Source organism: Alcaligenes faecalis, from assembly GCF_005311025.1.
GTDB classification, from domain to species: domain Bacteria; phylum Pseudomonadota; class Gammaproteobacteria; order Burkholderiales; family Burkholderiaceae_B; genus Alcaligenes; species Alcaligenes phenolicus.
In genome coordinates this window covers 3,896,875-3,910,383 of record NZ_CP031747.1, presented here as the reverse complement: position 1 = coordinate 3,910,383, position 13,509 = coordinate 3,896,875, and the positions used below count along the sequence as shown (strand labels likewise).

Genomic DNA, 13,509 nt, shown 5'->3' with positions numbered 1-13,509 from the left:
GATCATGATCCAGCGCTCTCCCGCTCCTGTGGCATTGGTCCTGAATGGGGGCGGGGCGCGCGGTGCGTATCAGGCCGGGGTGCTGGCCGGTTTGCTGGAGCTGCTGGACCCTGATCGCAACCCTCAGTTTCGCAATCCCTTCGATATTATTTGTGGCTCTTCGGCAGGCTCCATCAACGCGGCCGGATTGGCGTGCCGCGCCGACAGGCCTCATGAGGCTGTAGACCATATACAACAGCTGTGGGGCTCGTTGCGCACCAACGATATTTTTCATGCTGACCCTTTGCAGTTGCTGGCGACCAGTGTGCACTGGGTGGCCACGCTGGCCTTGGGCTGGCTGGCGCCGCGTCTGCGTGACCATGTGCCGCACTCCATGCTGGATAATTCGCCCCTGCGCGACCTGCTGGAAGAGAGCCTGGACTTCGACCGTTTGCAGCGCAATCTGGCCCAGCAGCATGTGGGCGCGCTGGCGATTACGGCAGCGGCCTACACCACTGGTGAGCACCTGACTTTCTATCAGTCTGACGAGCGTATTCGCCCCTGGACGCGCAATCTGCGCCGTGCCATCCCCGGTGTCATCGGGGTGGACCACCTGATGGCTTCCAGCGCCATTCCCTTCATGTTTCCGGCTCAGTCTCTGCAAGTGGGCAAGCAAACCCAGTGGTGCGGGGACGGGACGATGCGTCAGTTGGCACCCATCAGTCCGGCCATTCATCTGGGAGCGCACAAGGTGCTGATTGTGGGTACCGGATACGCCGACAACACCTATCACGAACAGGAATCCAAGGATCCGCCATACCCCTCTTTGGCGCAGATCAGTGGCTATGCTTTATCCAACATATTCCTCGATAGTGTGTCAACGGATATTGAGCGTATGGAACGCATCAATACATTGCTTGCCTATATGCCTGCAAATGTATTACAAAGCCAATCGCTGCGTCCTGTCAGCACGTTTGCCATCACCCCCAGCCGCTCGCTGGATGAAATTGCCACTCGGCATATTCATCAGATGCCAACTGCTGCACGTACCCTATTTCGAGTACTTGGTGTATCTTCAAAGTCCGGTCCGACCACAGGCGGTGCATTAATTTCATATTTGTTATTCGAGTCCGGCTACACCCAAGAGCTGATCGAGTTAGGAAAGACCGATACCATGAGTCGTCGTGAAGAAGTGTTAGCGTTTTTTAAGGAAGCGTCCTGATGAGCCAATCCCTGACTTTGCAAGAAGCTTTGCAACAAGGCGGTGTGCTCGACGCAACGGGCCTGACGGCTGCTGATTTTCTGGAGCAGGCACAGGACCAGGGGCTTACCGCCCTGGAAGTAAGTTGCGATCGTGCGCGCAATCGTTCCGCTGTGCTGCGAGCAGTCGCCAAGGCTGTCGATTACCCTGAATTTTTTGGTGGCAATCTGGATGCGCTCTACGATTGCCTGTGTGACACCGTGCTGGATCAGAAAGCAGGCCTGGCCCTGTGGCTGGACAATCTGCACAGTGGTGATCCTGCGTTGGAAAAAGACGCCCAGGCTATTTTGGGCGTGTGTGAAGATGTGCATGCCTGGGCCTCGAATAACGAGCGCCGTTTTGTATGTGTCGTTCTGCACGCCGGCAAGCATCCTGACCCTGAACCGGGTGAGACCCCTGCTTCCTACTCCAGCCAGGACGAAGAATAAGCCTTATTCCCAGCCTTGCAAGGCGCTGATCGCTGCTGTCAGCGCCAAGGCGGCGGTTTCGGTTCGCAGCACGCGGAGCCCGAAACGAATCGCCTGAGCCTGGGCACCCAGTGCCACCTTCTGCTCTTCGGGCGACCACCCGCCTTCGGGGCCAATCAAGATAGTCATGGCCTGATCTTGCGGTCCGATGGCCTGCGCCAATTGCTGGGGCGCATCGGGATCACAGAACAGATGCAGGCCAGTTTCCGCCTCGCGGAAATATTCGGCCAATGTCAGCGGCGCTGACAGTTCCATCAAGCGGTTGCGACCACACTGCTCGCTGGCCGACTCAATCACTCTTTGCCAATGGCCCATACGCTTGGCCTGTCGCTCCGCGTTCAGTTGCAGCACGCTACGTTGCGCGCGAATCGGCACAAACCGGCTGACGCCCATTTCCACGGCTTTTTCAATAATCCAGTCCATCTTGTCGCTGGAGGCAATGCCTTGCAGCACCGTTATGCGACCGGCCAGCTCGCGGACAGGTGTTTGGGCATCGCCCAGGCTGGCAAAGCCCTTTTTGCCATCAATGCGCAAGGTGGCGGGATACTGGGTTCCGCGCCCGTCAAACAGGACAATGTCCTGACCGTCCTTCAAACGCAGCACCCGGATAGCGTGATGCGCCAGAGCCTCGGGCAGGGCGATCTCGGTCTGGGCCGTCAAGTCCAGGGGGTGGTAGAAACGGGGAGCTGCCATATCAAGACACCATCAAGCATAAAAAACCGCACAAGCATACCGTACCCAGGCTTCGGGGAGAAAGCGCAAGGCCCCAGCTCAAGTGGGGGCGATTTAGCGCCAGCAATGCTAAAATAGCGCGTTTTATAAACTAATCAGGGCCGTGAGCCGTCCGCCTGTCGGAATTGTCGCGCCGCCGCCCCAATGAGCTTCTAATGGATATTGCGTCAGCCTCTGATAAAACCCTAGCCAATGCCGTCCGTGCCTTGTCTATGGATGCCGTGCAACAAGCTAATTCGGGCCACCCCGGTGCGCCCATGGGCATGGCCGATATCGCCCAGGTTCTCTGGTCCCGGCACCTGAAACACAACCCTGCCGACCCTGCCTGGTTTGATCGCGACCGTTTTGTGTTGTCAAACGGCCACGGTTCCATGCTGATCTACGCTTTGTTGCACCTTAGTGGCTACGACCTGCCCATGGACGAGCTGCGCAACTTCCGTCAGATGCATTCACGCACTCCCGGCCACCCTGAAGTGGGTATTACCGCGGGCGTGGAAACCACCACAGGTCCTTTGGGCCAGGGTTTGGGCAATGCTGTTGGCTTCGCATTGGCTGAAGCCTTGTTGGCGCGCGAGTTCAACCGCGAAGGCCACGATGTGGTCGACCACCTGACCTGGGTTTTCGCTGGCGACGGCTGTTTGATGGAAGGTATCTCGCACGAGGCTTGCTCCTTGGCCGGTACCTGGAAACTGTCCAAGCTGGTCGTGATGTACGACGACAACGGCATCTCCATCGACGGTAAGGTCGAGAACTGGTTTGGTGACGATACGCCCGCCCGTTTTGAAAGCTACGGCTGGAACGTGATACGCGCGGTTGACGGCCACGATGCCGCTTCGATCAATAGCGCGATTGAACAGGCTCGCCGCAACGCGAAAGAGGGCACGGGTCCTACCCTGATTTGCTGCCGTACCGTGATCGGCAAGGGTGCTCCTAACGCCGCCGGTTCCGAGAAGGTTCACGGTGCCCCACTGGGCGCTGATGAAATTGCCGCCACCCGTGCAGCACTGGACTGGAACCACGGACCGTTTGAAATTCCTCAGGAAGTCTACCAAGGTTGGGATTGCCGCGAAAAAGGCGGCGCCCAGCAAGCGGAATGGCAAAAGCGCTTTGACGCTTACAGCCAGGCTTACCCTGAACTGGCCGCAGAACTGGCTCGCCGTCTGAAAGGCGAGCTGCCTGCCGACTACAGCGCCAAAGTACAGGCCTTTATTGAAGAAACCGCTCAGAAGGCCGAAACCATTGCGTCGCGTAAAGCCTCGCAATTGGCCATTAGCGCTTTGGTCAATGTGCTGCCAGAAATGCTGGGTGGCTCGGCTGACCTGACCGGCTCGAACTTCACCGACTGGAAGGGTGCCGAAGCGGTTCGCGCCCACGCCGACGGTGTGCATTTCGGTCGCCACATCAACTACGGTGTACGTGAATTCGGTATGGCCGCCATTATGAATGGTCTGGCTCTGCACGGTGGTTACCTGCCTTTTGGCGGCACCTTCCTGACTTTCTCCGACTACTCGCGCAACGCCATCCGTATGGCTGCCTTGATGAAGCAGCGTGTTGTGCACGTATTCACCCACGACTCCATCGGTCTGGGCGAAGACGGTCCGACACACCAGTCCATCGAGCACGCCAACAGCCTGCGTTTGATCCCCAACCTGCATGTCTGGCGTCCTTGCGACACCACGGAAACGGCGGTGGCCTGGGCTTGCTCGGTCGAGCGTCCTACCAGCATCGGTATGGACGTACAGGACGGTGGTCCTAGCGCCTTGCTCTTGTCGCGCCAGAATCTGCCTTTCGTCGAGCGCGATGCGCAAACCATCCAGAACATCCGTCGTGGTGGCTACGTGCTGCGTGATGCGCAAGATGCGCGCGCCATCATCATGGCAACTGGCTCGGAAGTGGGTTTGGCGCTGCAAGCACAGGAGCAGTTGGCTCAGCAAGGTATTGCGACCCGTGTGGTGTCCATGCCTTGTACCAACCTGTTCGACGCGCAGGACAAGCAGTGGCGTGATCAGGTCCTGACACCCGGCATCCCGCGTGTTGCGGTTGAAGCCGGTACCACAGGTCTGTGGTTCAAGTACGTGGGCCTGGAAGGCGCTGTAGTGGGTATCGATACTTACGGCGAATCCGCCCCGGCTGGCGTCCTGTTCAAGCATTTTGGTCTGACAGCAGAGAAGGTCGCTGCGGCCGTTCAAGAAATTTTGTAATTGGAGTCTGACATGACGATTCGCGTCGCAATCAATGGTTATGGTCGTATCGGCCGCATGATCTTGCGTGCCCACTACGAGTACGGCAAAAAACACGATATCGAGATCGTGGCCATCAACGCCTCGGGCGGTGCCGAGATCAACGAACACCTGACTCGCTATGACTCCGTGCATGGCCGTTTCAACGCTGATGTGTCGCTGGATGGCGATCATCTGGTGGTCAACGGCGACCGTATCCGCCTGCTGAGCCAGCGCGATGCGCTGACCCTGCCTTGGGCTGAGCTGGGTGTGGACGTAGTGCTGGAATGTACCGGCGCTTTCACCACCAAGGAAAAGGCTGGTGAGCACATTCAAGCCGGTGCCAAGAAAGTCATCATCTCGGCCCCCGGTGGCAAGGATGTGGACGCCACCATCGTGTACGGCGTGAACCACGACATTCTGAAGAGCACCGATACCGTTATCTCCAACGCATCGTGCACCACCAACTGTTTGGCTCCCCTGGTTGCTCCTTTGCACAAGGAACTGGGTGTGGTCAGCGGTCTGATGACCACCATCCACGCTTACACCAACGACCAGGTTCTGACCGACGTGCGTCACAAGGACATGCGCCGTGCCCGTTCGGCCACCAGCAGCATGATCCCCACCAAGACCGGCGCAGCGGCTGCCGTGGGTCTGGTGCTGCCAGAACTGAATGGCAAGCTGGACGGTTACGCCGTGCGCGTTCCCACCATCAACGTGTCCATGGTTGACCTGACTTTCGTGGCCAGCCGCAACACCAGCGTTGAAGAAGTGAACGGTATTCTGAAAGCCGCTTCGGAAGGCGCCATGAAGGGCATTCTGGACTACTGCACCGAGCCTCTGGTTTCCATCGACTTCAACCACACTACCGCCTCCAGCACGGTTGACTCCCTGCTGACCAAGGTGACCGGCGGCAATATGGTTAAAGTGGCTGCCTGGTACGACAACGAATGGGCCTTCTCCATTCGCATGCTCGACAGCACCATCGCACTGATGTCGGCCAAGTAAGATCTGAATAGCAGGGGCGGGATTTCCCGCCCCTGTCACGTTAATTCCCAGAACAAAAAATCATGTCTACAAGCATCAAGACCTTGTCTGCGTTGGCCGAAACGGACGCGCTGCGAGGCAAGCGGGTATTTATCCGCTCTGATCTGAATGTCCCCCTGCAAGACGGACGTATCACCGAAGATACGCGCGTGCGTGCCTCGGTGCCTGCCATTCGCATGGCGCTGGATGCCGGCGCTGCGGTGATGGTCACGTCTCACCTGGGTCGCCCTAAAGAAGGCGAGTGCCAGCCTGTGGATTCGCTGGAGCCCGTGGTGCAACGTTTGTCCGAGTTGCTGGGCATGCCCGTTGAGCTGCGTCGCAATTGGCTGGATGGCGTGCAAGTGTCGCCCGGTCAAGTGGTCTTGCTGGAGAACTGCCGCTGCAATGTGGGGGAAAAGAAGAACGATCCCGAGTTGGCTCGCAAAATGGCAGCCTTGTGTGACGTTTACGTAAACGACGCCTTTGGTACGGCTCACCGTGCTGAAGCGACTACCGAAGGTATCGCCCGCTTTGCTCCCGTGGCTTGTGCCGGTCCTTTGCTGGAAGCCGAGTTGAAGGCCTTGGGCCGTGCCCTGAACCAGCCTGCCCGTCCTCTGGTCGCGATTGTGGGTGGTGCCAAGGTGTCCACCAAACTGTCCATCCTGCGCGCTTTGGCTGAAAAGGTTGACCAACTGGTGGTCGGTGGCGGCATTGCCAATACCTTCATGATGGCTAGTGGCCTGTCCGTGGGCAAATCCCTGGTGGAAGAAAGCCAGTTGGAAGAAGCCCGTGAAGTGATCCGCATCATGAAAGAGCGCGGTGCCGAGGTGCCTATCCCTGTGGATGTGGTGTGCGCCAAGTCCTTTGCCGCTGATGCAGCGGCTGAAATCAAGGCTGCTGATCAGGTTCAGGACGATGACATGATTCTGGACGTGGGCCCGCAAACGGCTCAGCAGATCGCTGACATCATTGCCAAGGCTGGCACCGTGGTCTGGAACGGCCCTCTGGGCGTGTTCGAGTTCCCGGCTTTCGCACAAGGCACCGAAACCCTGTCGCGCGCGATTGCAGGCTCCAAGGCCTTCTCGATTGCGGGCGGTGGCGACACTCTGGCAGCGATTGCCCAGTTCAATATCGGCGAAGATGTGGACTACATCTCCACCGGCGGCGGTGCCTTCCTGGAATTCCTGGAAGGCAAGCGCTTGCCAGCCGTGGCTGCGTTGGAAGACAAGGCTTAAGCCAGTCTTTGCTTCGTCAGAAAAAGCCAGTCAACGAAAGTTGGCTGGCTTTTTTGTTTTTTGCCTACTTGGATAGATCAATATCGACCATCATCCAAAATCCCTCTTTATAGCCCTCGTGCTCTAACCAGTCTTCAGGTGTGGTCGGTGAGGGGAGGGGGGAGCTATCACCGAAGCAGTGTGCCTTAACCGCTTCTTGGGCAGCCCGAGCAAGATTCTGTAATTCATCAGTTGCTGTAAAACAGCCTGGGAAGTCGGGGAAGCGCCCGCCATAGGCGCTATGTTCATCCTTGTGCACGTGGAGTGGATAGAGCATGGGCTGCGCTTTACGCCCCATCTTTAATCAACTGTGCATACCCCTGTAGGGCGTCGGGCCAGTCCAGCTGAAAGCCGCTGTCCAGCAGTCGCTGGTTGCTCAGGCGCTTGCCACCTTCGTTGGACTGACGCCGTTCGGGGTGGGCTACTTCCAGCAGATCCGCCAGTCCGTCGTAAAGCTCAGTAATCCGGTAAGGGCGGCTGTCCGTACCTATGTAGCAAGGGAAGGGCGCGGGAGTGCGCAGCAGGTGCCAGCAGGCGCGCGCGGCGTCTTCAATATGCAGGCGGTTGGCCCAGTGCTCCGGGTCGTCCGGCACGGTGGCACGGCCTTCACGCAGGCGGTCCAGTAATTGAGTACGCCCTGGCCCGTACAGGCCGCTGGGGCGGATGACGACGGCTTGGGCCGGGATGCGGTGGTGCAGCAGCTGCTCGGCCTCCAGCAGTACTCGGCCATTGAATTGCGTAGGCTCTGTGGGCGAGTTCTCGTCCACCCATTCAGTGCTCGGCCCGTAGACGGCGCTGGACGATACAAAGACAAAGCGTTTCAGGGCTTTCAGGTCCAGCTCGTTGAGCAGGTTTTCCAGACCGTGCAGAAATACCCGCTCATAAGCAGCCTGGCTACGCTGGTCGGGAGAGACGGCGTAAAGTACGTGGGTGATTTTACGGTGCTTCAGGCGCAGGGAGGTGGGCTCGCTCAGATCAGCTTCCACCCATTCGATCCCGCTGTGATCGTCCAGGGGAACATGACGGCGCAGGCCGATCACCGGCCATTCGTGATGGCGGGCCAGCATCCCGGTGCGGGTGCCCAGATCGCCAGCGCCCGCTAAGAGCAAAGTACGTTGTCGAGAGTCCAAAGCAGCAGGTCCTTGAGTAGAATGATCTCGAGCAAAGCTCGATTGGCTGAGATAACAATAGCATTGGAGGCGGTCATGGAGTGTCGCAATTGGATTGACGGACAGCAACTTGGCGCGGAGGGCGGTGGTTTGCTACCGGTTATCGACCCCTCCACAGGCGAGACCTTCGCCCGCTTGGCGCAATCGTCCGAGGTGGATGTTGATTGGGCCGTACAGGCCGCCCGACGTGCCAGCCAGGGGCCGTGGAGCCGTCTGACGGCCGCCCAACGCAGCCAGTTATTGTTGCGTTGCGCTCGAACTCTGTCTGATGCCCGAGAGGAGCTGGCGCGGCTGGAGTCTCGCGATACCGGCAAGCCTTTGCGTCAGGCCCAGTCCGATGCTGCTGCCATTGTCCGCTATTTTGAGTTCTATGCGGGCGCTGTGGACAAGCTGCATGGTCAAACCATCCCGCTGGGCTGGGAGATGACGGCGTTCACCTTGCGTGAACCCTTGGGAGTGACCGCGCACATCATCCCCTGGAACTACCCCTTGCAGATCTTCGGGCGCAGCGTAGCCGCGTCCCTGGCTGCGGGTAATACCTGCGTGGTGAAACCGGCCGAGGATGCCAGCCTGTCCTTGCTGCGCGTGGCCGAGTTGTTGCACGAAGCAGGTTTGCCGGCGGGTGTGCTCAACATCTGCACGGGGCTGGGTAGTGAAGCCGGGCAGGCTCTGTCTGCTCATCCGGATATCAATCACATTTCCTTTACTGGCTCTCCCGGCACAGGCCGTCAGGTGGCCTTGCAAGCAGCGCAGAATTTTGTGCCGGTCACCTTGGAGCTGGGCGGCAAGTCTCCACAAGTCGTGTTCTCGGATGCGGATCTGGATGCTGCTTTGCCGGTCGTGGTCAATGCGATTGTGCAGAACGCAGGGCAGACTTGCTCGGCAGGGAGTCGAGTGTTGATTCAGCGCGCTATTTATGGCGACTTTACCGAGCGTCTGGCCGAAGCCTTCAAGGCGCTGCTGACCGGGGCGGCCAGCGACAATCTGGATTGCGGTCCCCTGATCAGCGCGCAGCAGCAAGCGCGGGTGCGTTCCTATCTGGAAAATCTGGACCAGGACGGCATTGTGGTGCTGGCGCAAGGCAAGCTGGACTCCAAGGCCCCCGCAGGCGGTTTTTACCAAGTGCCTGTTTTATTGGGCCATGTGCCTGTTGAACATCGTCTGGCGCAGGAGGAAATCTTCGGTCCTGTTCTGGTGGCCCAGCCCTTCGGTACAGAGGAAGAAGCCATCGCCATGGCCAATGGCACGCCTTACAGTTTGGTGGCCGGGGTCTGGACCCGCGACGGGGCTCGTCAAGTGCGTATGGCCCGGCAACTGCGAGCCGGGCAGGTCTTTGTGAATAATTACGGTGCGGCAGGCGGGGTGGAACTGCCTTTTGGTGGAACCGGCCAGTCCGGCATAGGCCGCGAGAAGGGCTTTGAAGCCTTGTACGCCCTGACTTCCCTGAAAACGGTTGCGCTACGTCATGCGGCCAGCTGATCGTAGGGGTATTTAGGGGTTAGCGCGGCTGTGGCGGTTCCGGTTTTCTGGCAGCATGGCAGCTGAACGCTAAACAGGTTTCACCAATGGCGGCGCAAAGCCGCCATTTCTATATAAAAAGCAGAAGGAGACAAACATGCGATTGCAAGACAAAGTGGCTATCGTGACGGGCGGTGCATCGGGTTTTGGCCTGGGCATTGCACAGCGCTTTGCACGCGAAGGAGCGCGTGTACTGATTGCCGACCTGAATGCAGAGCAAGGGCAGGCCGCAGCGGCCCAGATTCAGGCACAGGGTGGTCAGGCCATTTTTGCCGCTTGCGATGTCTCGCAAGGGGACGAAGTTCATGCCCTGTTGGATATTGCCCTGCGCGAATGCGGTGGGCTGCATATTGTGGTGAACAATGCGGGCACCACGCATCGCAATAAACCGTTGCTGGAGGTCAGCGAAAGCGAGTTCGATCTGGTCTATGCCGTCAACGTGAAAAGCATTTACTGGACCGCCAAACACTTTGTGCCGTATCTGCGCGCCCAGGGCTCGGGCTCTTTCATCAATATTGCGTCTACCGCCGCCTTGCGTCCGCGCCCCGGACTGGTCTGGTACAACGGCACCAAAGGTGCGGTCGTGACCATCAGCAAGGGCATGGCGGCAGAGTTGGGGCCGGATAATATCCGGGTGAACTGCATTAATCCGGTGATTGGTGACACGGCGTTGCTGGAACAGTTCATGGGCATGCCCGATACGCCGGAAAACCGCAGCCGTTTCTTGGCGGGAATTCCGCTGGGACGTTTTTGCACACCCAAGGACGTGGCAGCGGCAGCGCTGTATCTGGCCTCGGACGAGGCCGAGTTCATTACAGGCACTTGCATCGAAGTAGACGGCGGCCGTTGTATTTAAGCCCCACTGCGATTCGTTACAATCGTGCTATTGGCAGGCCCGTTCAGGGCCTGTAGTTTATTTCGCTTCCAAGGAAAAGCATGACATTCAATCGACAGTCTCCCCGCGAGCATCCGGATCAATTGCGTATCGGCTTGGTGTCGGTTTCAGATCGCGCCTCCAGCGGACAGTACCAGGATCAAGGCATACCGGCGCTGCGCAGCTGGCTGGACTCCGCCTTGACGGTAGCGCCTGCCTATCTGGAACGGCTGATTCCCGACGAGCGTGCCCAGATTACCGACACCCTGGTCGACTTGGTGGAAGCGGGTTGCGACCTGATTTTGACTACCGGTGGCACTGGTCCGGCGCGTCGCGACGTGACGCCGGAGGCCACTCTGGACGCTGGAACGCGCGAAATGCCCGGTTTCGGTGAACAGATGCGTCAAATCAGTTTAAAATTCGTACCAACAGCGATTTTGTCGCGGCAAGTTGCGGTCATCCGAGAAATTCAGGACCACGCTGCTCTGATTATCAATCTGCCTGGGCAGCCCAAAGCCATTCAGGAAACTCTGGAAGGATTACGGGATTCAGAAACCGGACAAGTATTGGTGCCGGGTATTTTTGCAGCAGTCCCGTATTGCATCGACCTGATTGGTGGACCTTACGCACAAACTCACGAGCATGTGGTCAATGCGTTCCGCCCCAAGTCGGCGCGTCGGACCGCCAGTTAATACGCTTACAAACAATCGGCTGTGCACGGAACCGTGCCCGGCCAAGTTTTTCAATTATTTTAGTCTTCAGGAGGTCTTCTCATGGCCCTAGTTTCCATGCGCCAGCTGCTCGATCACGCGGCCGAGCACGGTTATGGTATTCCAGCGTTCAACGTCAATAACCTGGAGCAGGTCCAGGCCATTATGGAAGCCGCCTCGGAGACGGATAGCCCCGTCATCATGCAGGCATCGGCCGGTGCCCGTAAATACGCAGGCGAAGCGTTTCTGCGTCACCTGATCGAAGCTGCTGTCGAGTCCTACCCCAACATCCCTGTGGTGATGCACCAGGACCACGGCCAGTCCCCCGAGATTTGCAAAGGCGCCATCGAGCTGGGTTTCTCCAGCGTGATGATGGACGGCTCCCTGTTGCCCGACGGCAAGACCATTGCCGACTTTGAGTACAACGTGGAAGTCACCCGCAAAGTGGTCGAAATGGCTCACAAGCTGGGCGTGACCGTTGAAGGCGAACTGGGCTGCCTGGGTTCCCTGGAAACCATGCAGGGTGATAAGGAAGACGGTCACGGTGCTGACGGCGTTCTGACTCTGGATCAGTTGTTGACCGACCCCGAGCAGGCCGCTGAGTTTGTGACACGCACTCAACTGGACGCACTGGCCATCGCCATCGGTACCAGCCACGGTGCTTACAAGTTCACCCGCAAGCCTACCGGCGACATTTTGTCCATCGAGCGCGTGAAAGAAATTCACCGTCGTTTGCCCAATACTCACCTGGTCATGCACGGCAGCTCCAGTGTGCCTCAGGAACTGCTGGCTGAAATCCGCCAGTTCGGTGGCAACATGAAAGAAACCTACGGCGTGCCTGTGGAAGAAATTCAGGAAGCCATCAAGTACGGTGTGCGCAAGGTCAATATCGACACCGATATCCGTTTGGCCATGACCGCTGCCATCCGTCGTTTCCTGTTCGAAAACCCGGAGAAATTCGACCCACGCGAATACCTGAAACCTGCTCGCGAAGCCGCCAAGAAAGTGTGCGTGGCCCGCTACCAGCAGTTTGGTGCCGCCGGTCAGGCCTCCAAGATCAAGGCCATTCCTTTGCAGGAAATCGCCCGCCAGTACAGCACCGGCGAGTTGTCCCAGATCGTTCAGTAATTTTGTCAGGCGGAGCAGGAGTGGGCAGCACGACTGCCCGCCCCGGTCTCCGCGTCTTTGCCCGGTGCCGCAGGCGCCGGGATTGTCGTCCCGCCTGCATCCATAGTCAGCGGGATGTTTTCGTTTTAAGGATGAAATCGTGCAAGAGCCCTTACATCAATCCAGCCTGAGCTCCCTGCCGCTACTCGCGCGCGGCAAAGTTCGGGACATGTATGCGGTGGGTGAGGACAAGTTGTTGATTGTGGCCAGTGATCGCATTTCGGCATTCGATGTGATTCTGGACGACCCCATTCCCGGCAAGGGCGCTGTCTTGACGCAGATGACCGAGTTCTGGCTGAACAAGCTGGCGCACATCATCCCTAATCACACCACTGGCGTGAACCCGGTTGATGTGGTGGCGCCTGAAGAGCGCGCCCAAGTGGAAGGCCGCTCCATGGTGGTCAAGCGCTTGAAGCCCATCATGGTGGAAGCCGTGGCTCGTGGTTATCTGATCGGTTCGGGCTGGAAAGACTACCAGGCTACCGGCGCGGTATGTGGCATCACCTTGCCGGCTGGCCTGAAGCAAGCGGCCAAGCTGCCTCATGTGCTGTTTACGCCGGCTGCCAAAGCCGAAATGGGCTCGCATGACGAGAACGTGGATTTCGCCCACGTGGTCAAGGAAGTCGGTCAGGAGCTGGCCGAGCAAATCCGTGATGTGACCTTGCGTTTGTACACCGAAGCTGCTGACTACGCGGCCAGCCGTGGCATTCTGATTGCCGATACCAAATTTGAGTTTGGCCTGGACGATCAAGGCCAGTTGCATTTGATGGATGAAGTGCTGACCCCGGATTCCTCGCGTTTCTGGCCAGCCGACAGCTATGCCGAAGGCATCAGCCCACCGTCTTACGACAAGCAATTTGTGCGCGATTGGTTGGAAACCCAGGTTTGGGACAAGACGCCACCCGCTCCTCGCTTGCCTGCTGAGGTGGCCGAGCGTACGGCTGACAAATACCGTGAAGCCCTGGAACGCCTGACAGCGTGAACGGTTTACAGCCCGGACAGGCGCTCGCCGTAAACGAGCTGCCTGCTCGTCCTTCGCAGGGTGCCAAGCGGCTGCATGTCCTTGGACGACTTTGCCACAGCGAGCCGGGCTTTGGGGGAGGGCGATGGGCA

General features: G+C 58.6%; 13 protein-coding genes. 10 read left to right on the top strand and 3 right to left on the bottom strand.

Annotated elements, in window-relative coordinates:
* The first annotated feature begins 4 nt into the window (after positions 1 to 4).
* Together D0C27_RS17910 and D0C27_RS17905 are read left to right on the top strand one after the other, a co-directional pair.
* A complete protein-coding gene (locus tag D0C27_RS17910) occupies positions 5 to 1,201 on the top strand; it encodes a patatin-like phospholipase family protein (protein WP_035271147.1) in 1,197 nt (398 codons plus the stop codon).
* On the top strand, positions 1,201 to 1,668 hold the full coding sequence (locus D0C27_RS17905; RefSeq protein WP_009455142.1) for a barstar family protein: 468 nt from the start codon (positions 1,201 to 1,203) through the stop codon (positions 1,666 to 1,668). The genes D0C27_RS17910 and D0C27_RS17905 overlap by 1 nt, the downstream gene beginning before the upstream one ends.
* 3 nt (positions 1,669 to 1,671) lie before the next feature.
* Here the strand turns inward: D0C27_RS17905 and D0C27_RS17900 are convergent, their stop codons facing one another.
* Positions 1,672 to 2,400 carry a 16S rRNA (uracil(1498)-N(3))-methyltransferase gene (locus tag D0C27_RS17900; protein ID WP_137431411.1) on the bottom strand — a complete coding sequence of 243 codons (729 nt, stop codon included), beginning with the start codon at positions 2,398 to 2,400 and terminating at the stop codon, positions 1,672 to 1,674.
* A gap of 194 nt (positions 2,401 to 2,594) precedes the next feature.
* Here D0C27_RS17900 and tkt point away from each other — a divergent pair, with 194 nt between their 5' ends.
* The 3 genes from tkt to D0C27_RS17885 all read left to right on the top strand — a co-directional run bounded on the left by tkt (position 2,595) and on the right by D0C27_RS17885 (position 6,919).
* Positions 2,595 to 4,640 carry a transketolase gene (tkt, locus tag D0C27_RS17895; RefSeq protein ID WP_088451076.1) on the top strand — a complete coding sequence of 682 codons (2,046 nt, stop codon included), beginning with the start codon at positions 2,595 to 2,597 and terminating at the stop codon, positions 4,638 to 4,640.
* A gap of 12 nt (positions 4,641 to 4,652) precedes the next feature.
* Positions 4,653 to 5,666: a type I glyceraldehyde-3-phosphate dehydrogenase gene (gene gap, locus D0C27_RS17890; protein WP_009455139.1), complete on the top strand. Its 1,014-nt coding sequence runs from the start codon at positions 4,653 to 4,655 to the stop codon at positions 5,664 to 5,666.
* A gap of 62 nt (positions 5,667 to 5,728) precedes the next feature.
* The gene (locus D0C27_RS17885; RefSeq protein ID WP_022983435.1) at positions 5,729 to 6,919 is read left to right on the top strand and encodes a phosphoglycerate kinase; all 1,191 of its coding nucleotides are present in this window, start codon (positions 5,729 to 5,731) and stop codon (positions 6,917 to 6,919) included.
* Positions 6,920 to 6,983: 64 nt separating this feature from the next.
* Here D0C27_RS17885 and D0C27_RS17880 read toward each other — a convergent pair whose 3' ends face one another.
* Complete coding sequence (locus tag D0C27_RS17880) at positions 6,984 to 7,235, bottom strand: type II toxin-antitoxin system HicB family antitoxin (RefSeq protein WP_115634328.1); 252 nt, start codon at positions 7,233 to 7,235, stop codon at positions 6,984 to 6,986.
* Between the two features lie 10 nt (positions 7,236 to 7,245).
* Positions 7,246 to 8,088, bottom strand: a complete 843-nt coding sequence (locus D0C27_RS17875) for an NAD-dependent epimerase/dehydratase family protein (RefSeq protein ID WP_022983436.1) — start codon at positions 8,086 to 8,088, stop codon at positions 7,246 to 7,248.
* Between the two features lie 75 nt (positions 8,089 to 8,163).
* Here D0C27_RS17875 and D0C27_RS17870 point away from each other — a divergent pair, with 75 nt between their 5' ends.
* The 5 genes from D0C27_RS17870 (at position 8,164) to D0C27_RS17850 (ending at position 13,378) form a co-directional block, all read left to right on the top strand.
* Positions 8,164 to 9,606: an aldehyde dehydrogenase family protein gene (locus D0C27_RS17870; protein WP_137431410.1), complete on the top strand. Its 1,443-nt coding sequence runs from the start codon at positions 8,164 to 8,166 to the stop codon at positions 9,604 to 9,606.
* 136 nt (positions 9,607 to 9,742) lie between these two features.
* On the top strand, positions 9,743 to 10,501 hold the full coding sequence (locus D0C27_RS17865) for an SDR family oxidoreductase (RefSeq protein WP_009455130.1): 759 nt from the start codon (positions 9,743 to 9,745) through the stop codon (positions 10,499 to 10,501).
* An 80-nt stretch (positions 10,502 to 10,581) separates the two neighbouring features.
* The gene (gene mog / locus D0C27_RS17860; RefSeq protein ID WP_052159344.1) at positions 10,582 to 11,211 is read left to right on the top strand and encodes a molybdopterin adenylyltransferase; all 630 of its coding nucleotides are present in this window, start codon (positions 10,582 to 10,584) and stop codon (positions 11,209 to 11,211) included.
* Between the two features lie 81 nt (positions 11,212 to 11,292).
* The gene (gene fba / locus D0C27_RS17855; protein WP_009455128.1) at positions 11,293 to 12,357 is read left to right on the top strand and encodes a class II fructose-bisphosphate aldolase; all 1,065 of its coding nucleotides are present in this window, start codon (positions 11,293 to 11,295) and stop codon (positions 12,355 to 12,357) included.
* Positions 12,358 to 12,496: 139 nt separating this feature from the next.
* Positions 12,497 to 13,378: a phosphoribosylaminoimidazolesuccinocarboxamide synthase gene (locus D0C27_RS17850; protein WP_009455127.1), complete on the top strand. Its 882-nt coding sequence runs from the start codon at positions 12,497 to 12,499 to the stop codon at positions 13,376 to 13,378.
* Positions 13,379 to 13,509: the final 131 nt, after the last annotated feature.

Coding starts and splice junctions, on each gene's coding strand:
- D0C27_RS17900 (WP_137431411.1), bottom strand. CDS start 2,400: ATGGCAGCTCCCCGTTTCTACCACCCCCTGGACTTGACGGCCCAGACC.
- D0C27_RS17885 (WP_022983435.1), top strand. CDS start 5,729: ATGTCTACAAGCATCAAGACCTTGTCTGCGTTGGCCGAAACGGACGCG.
- D0C27_RS17910 (WP_035271147.1), top strand. CDS start 5: ATGATCCAGCGCTCTCCCGCTCCTGTGGCATTGGTCCTGAATGGGGGC.
- D0C27_RS17880 (WP_115634328.1), bottom strand. CDS start 7,235: ATGCTCTATCCACTCCACGTGCACAAGGATGAACATAGCGCCTATGGC.
- gap (WP_009455139.1), top strand. CDS start 4,653: ATGACGATTCGCGTCGCAATCAATGGTTATGGTCGTATCGGCCGCATG.
- fba (WP_009455128.1), top strand. CDS start 11,293: ATGGCCCTAGTTTCCATGCGCCAGCTGCTCGATCACGCGGCCGAGCAC.
- D0C27_RS17905 (WP_009455142.1), top strand. CDS start 1,201: ATGAGCCAATCCCTGACTTTGCAAGAAGCTTTGCAACAAGGCGGTGTG.
- mog (WP_052159344.1), top strand. CDS start 10,582: ATGACATTCAATCGACAGTCTCCCCGCGAGCATCCGGATCAATTGCGT.
- D0C27_RS17870 (WP_137431410.1), top strand. CDS start 8,164: ATGGAGTGTCGCAATTGGATTGACGGACAGCAACTTGGCGCGGAGGGC.
- tkt (WP_088451076.1), top strand. CDS start 2,595: ATGGATATTGCGTCAGCCTCTGATAAAACCCTAGCCAATGCCGTCCGT.
- D0C27_RS17865 (WP_009455130.1), top strand. CDS start 9,743: ATGCGATTGCAAGACAAAGTGGCTATCGTGACGGGCGGTGCATCGGGT.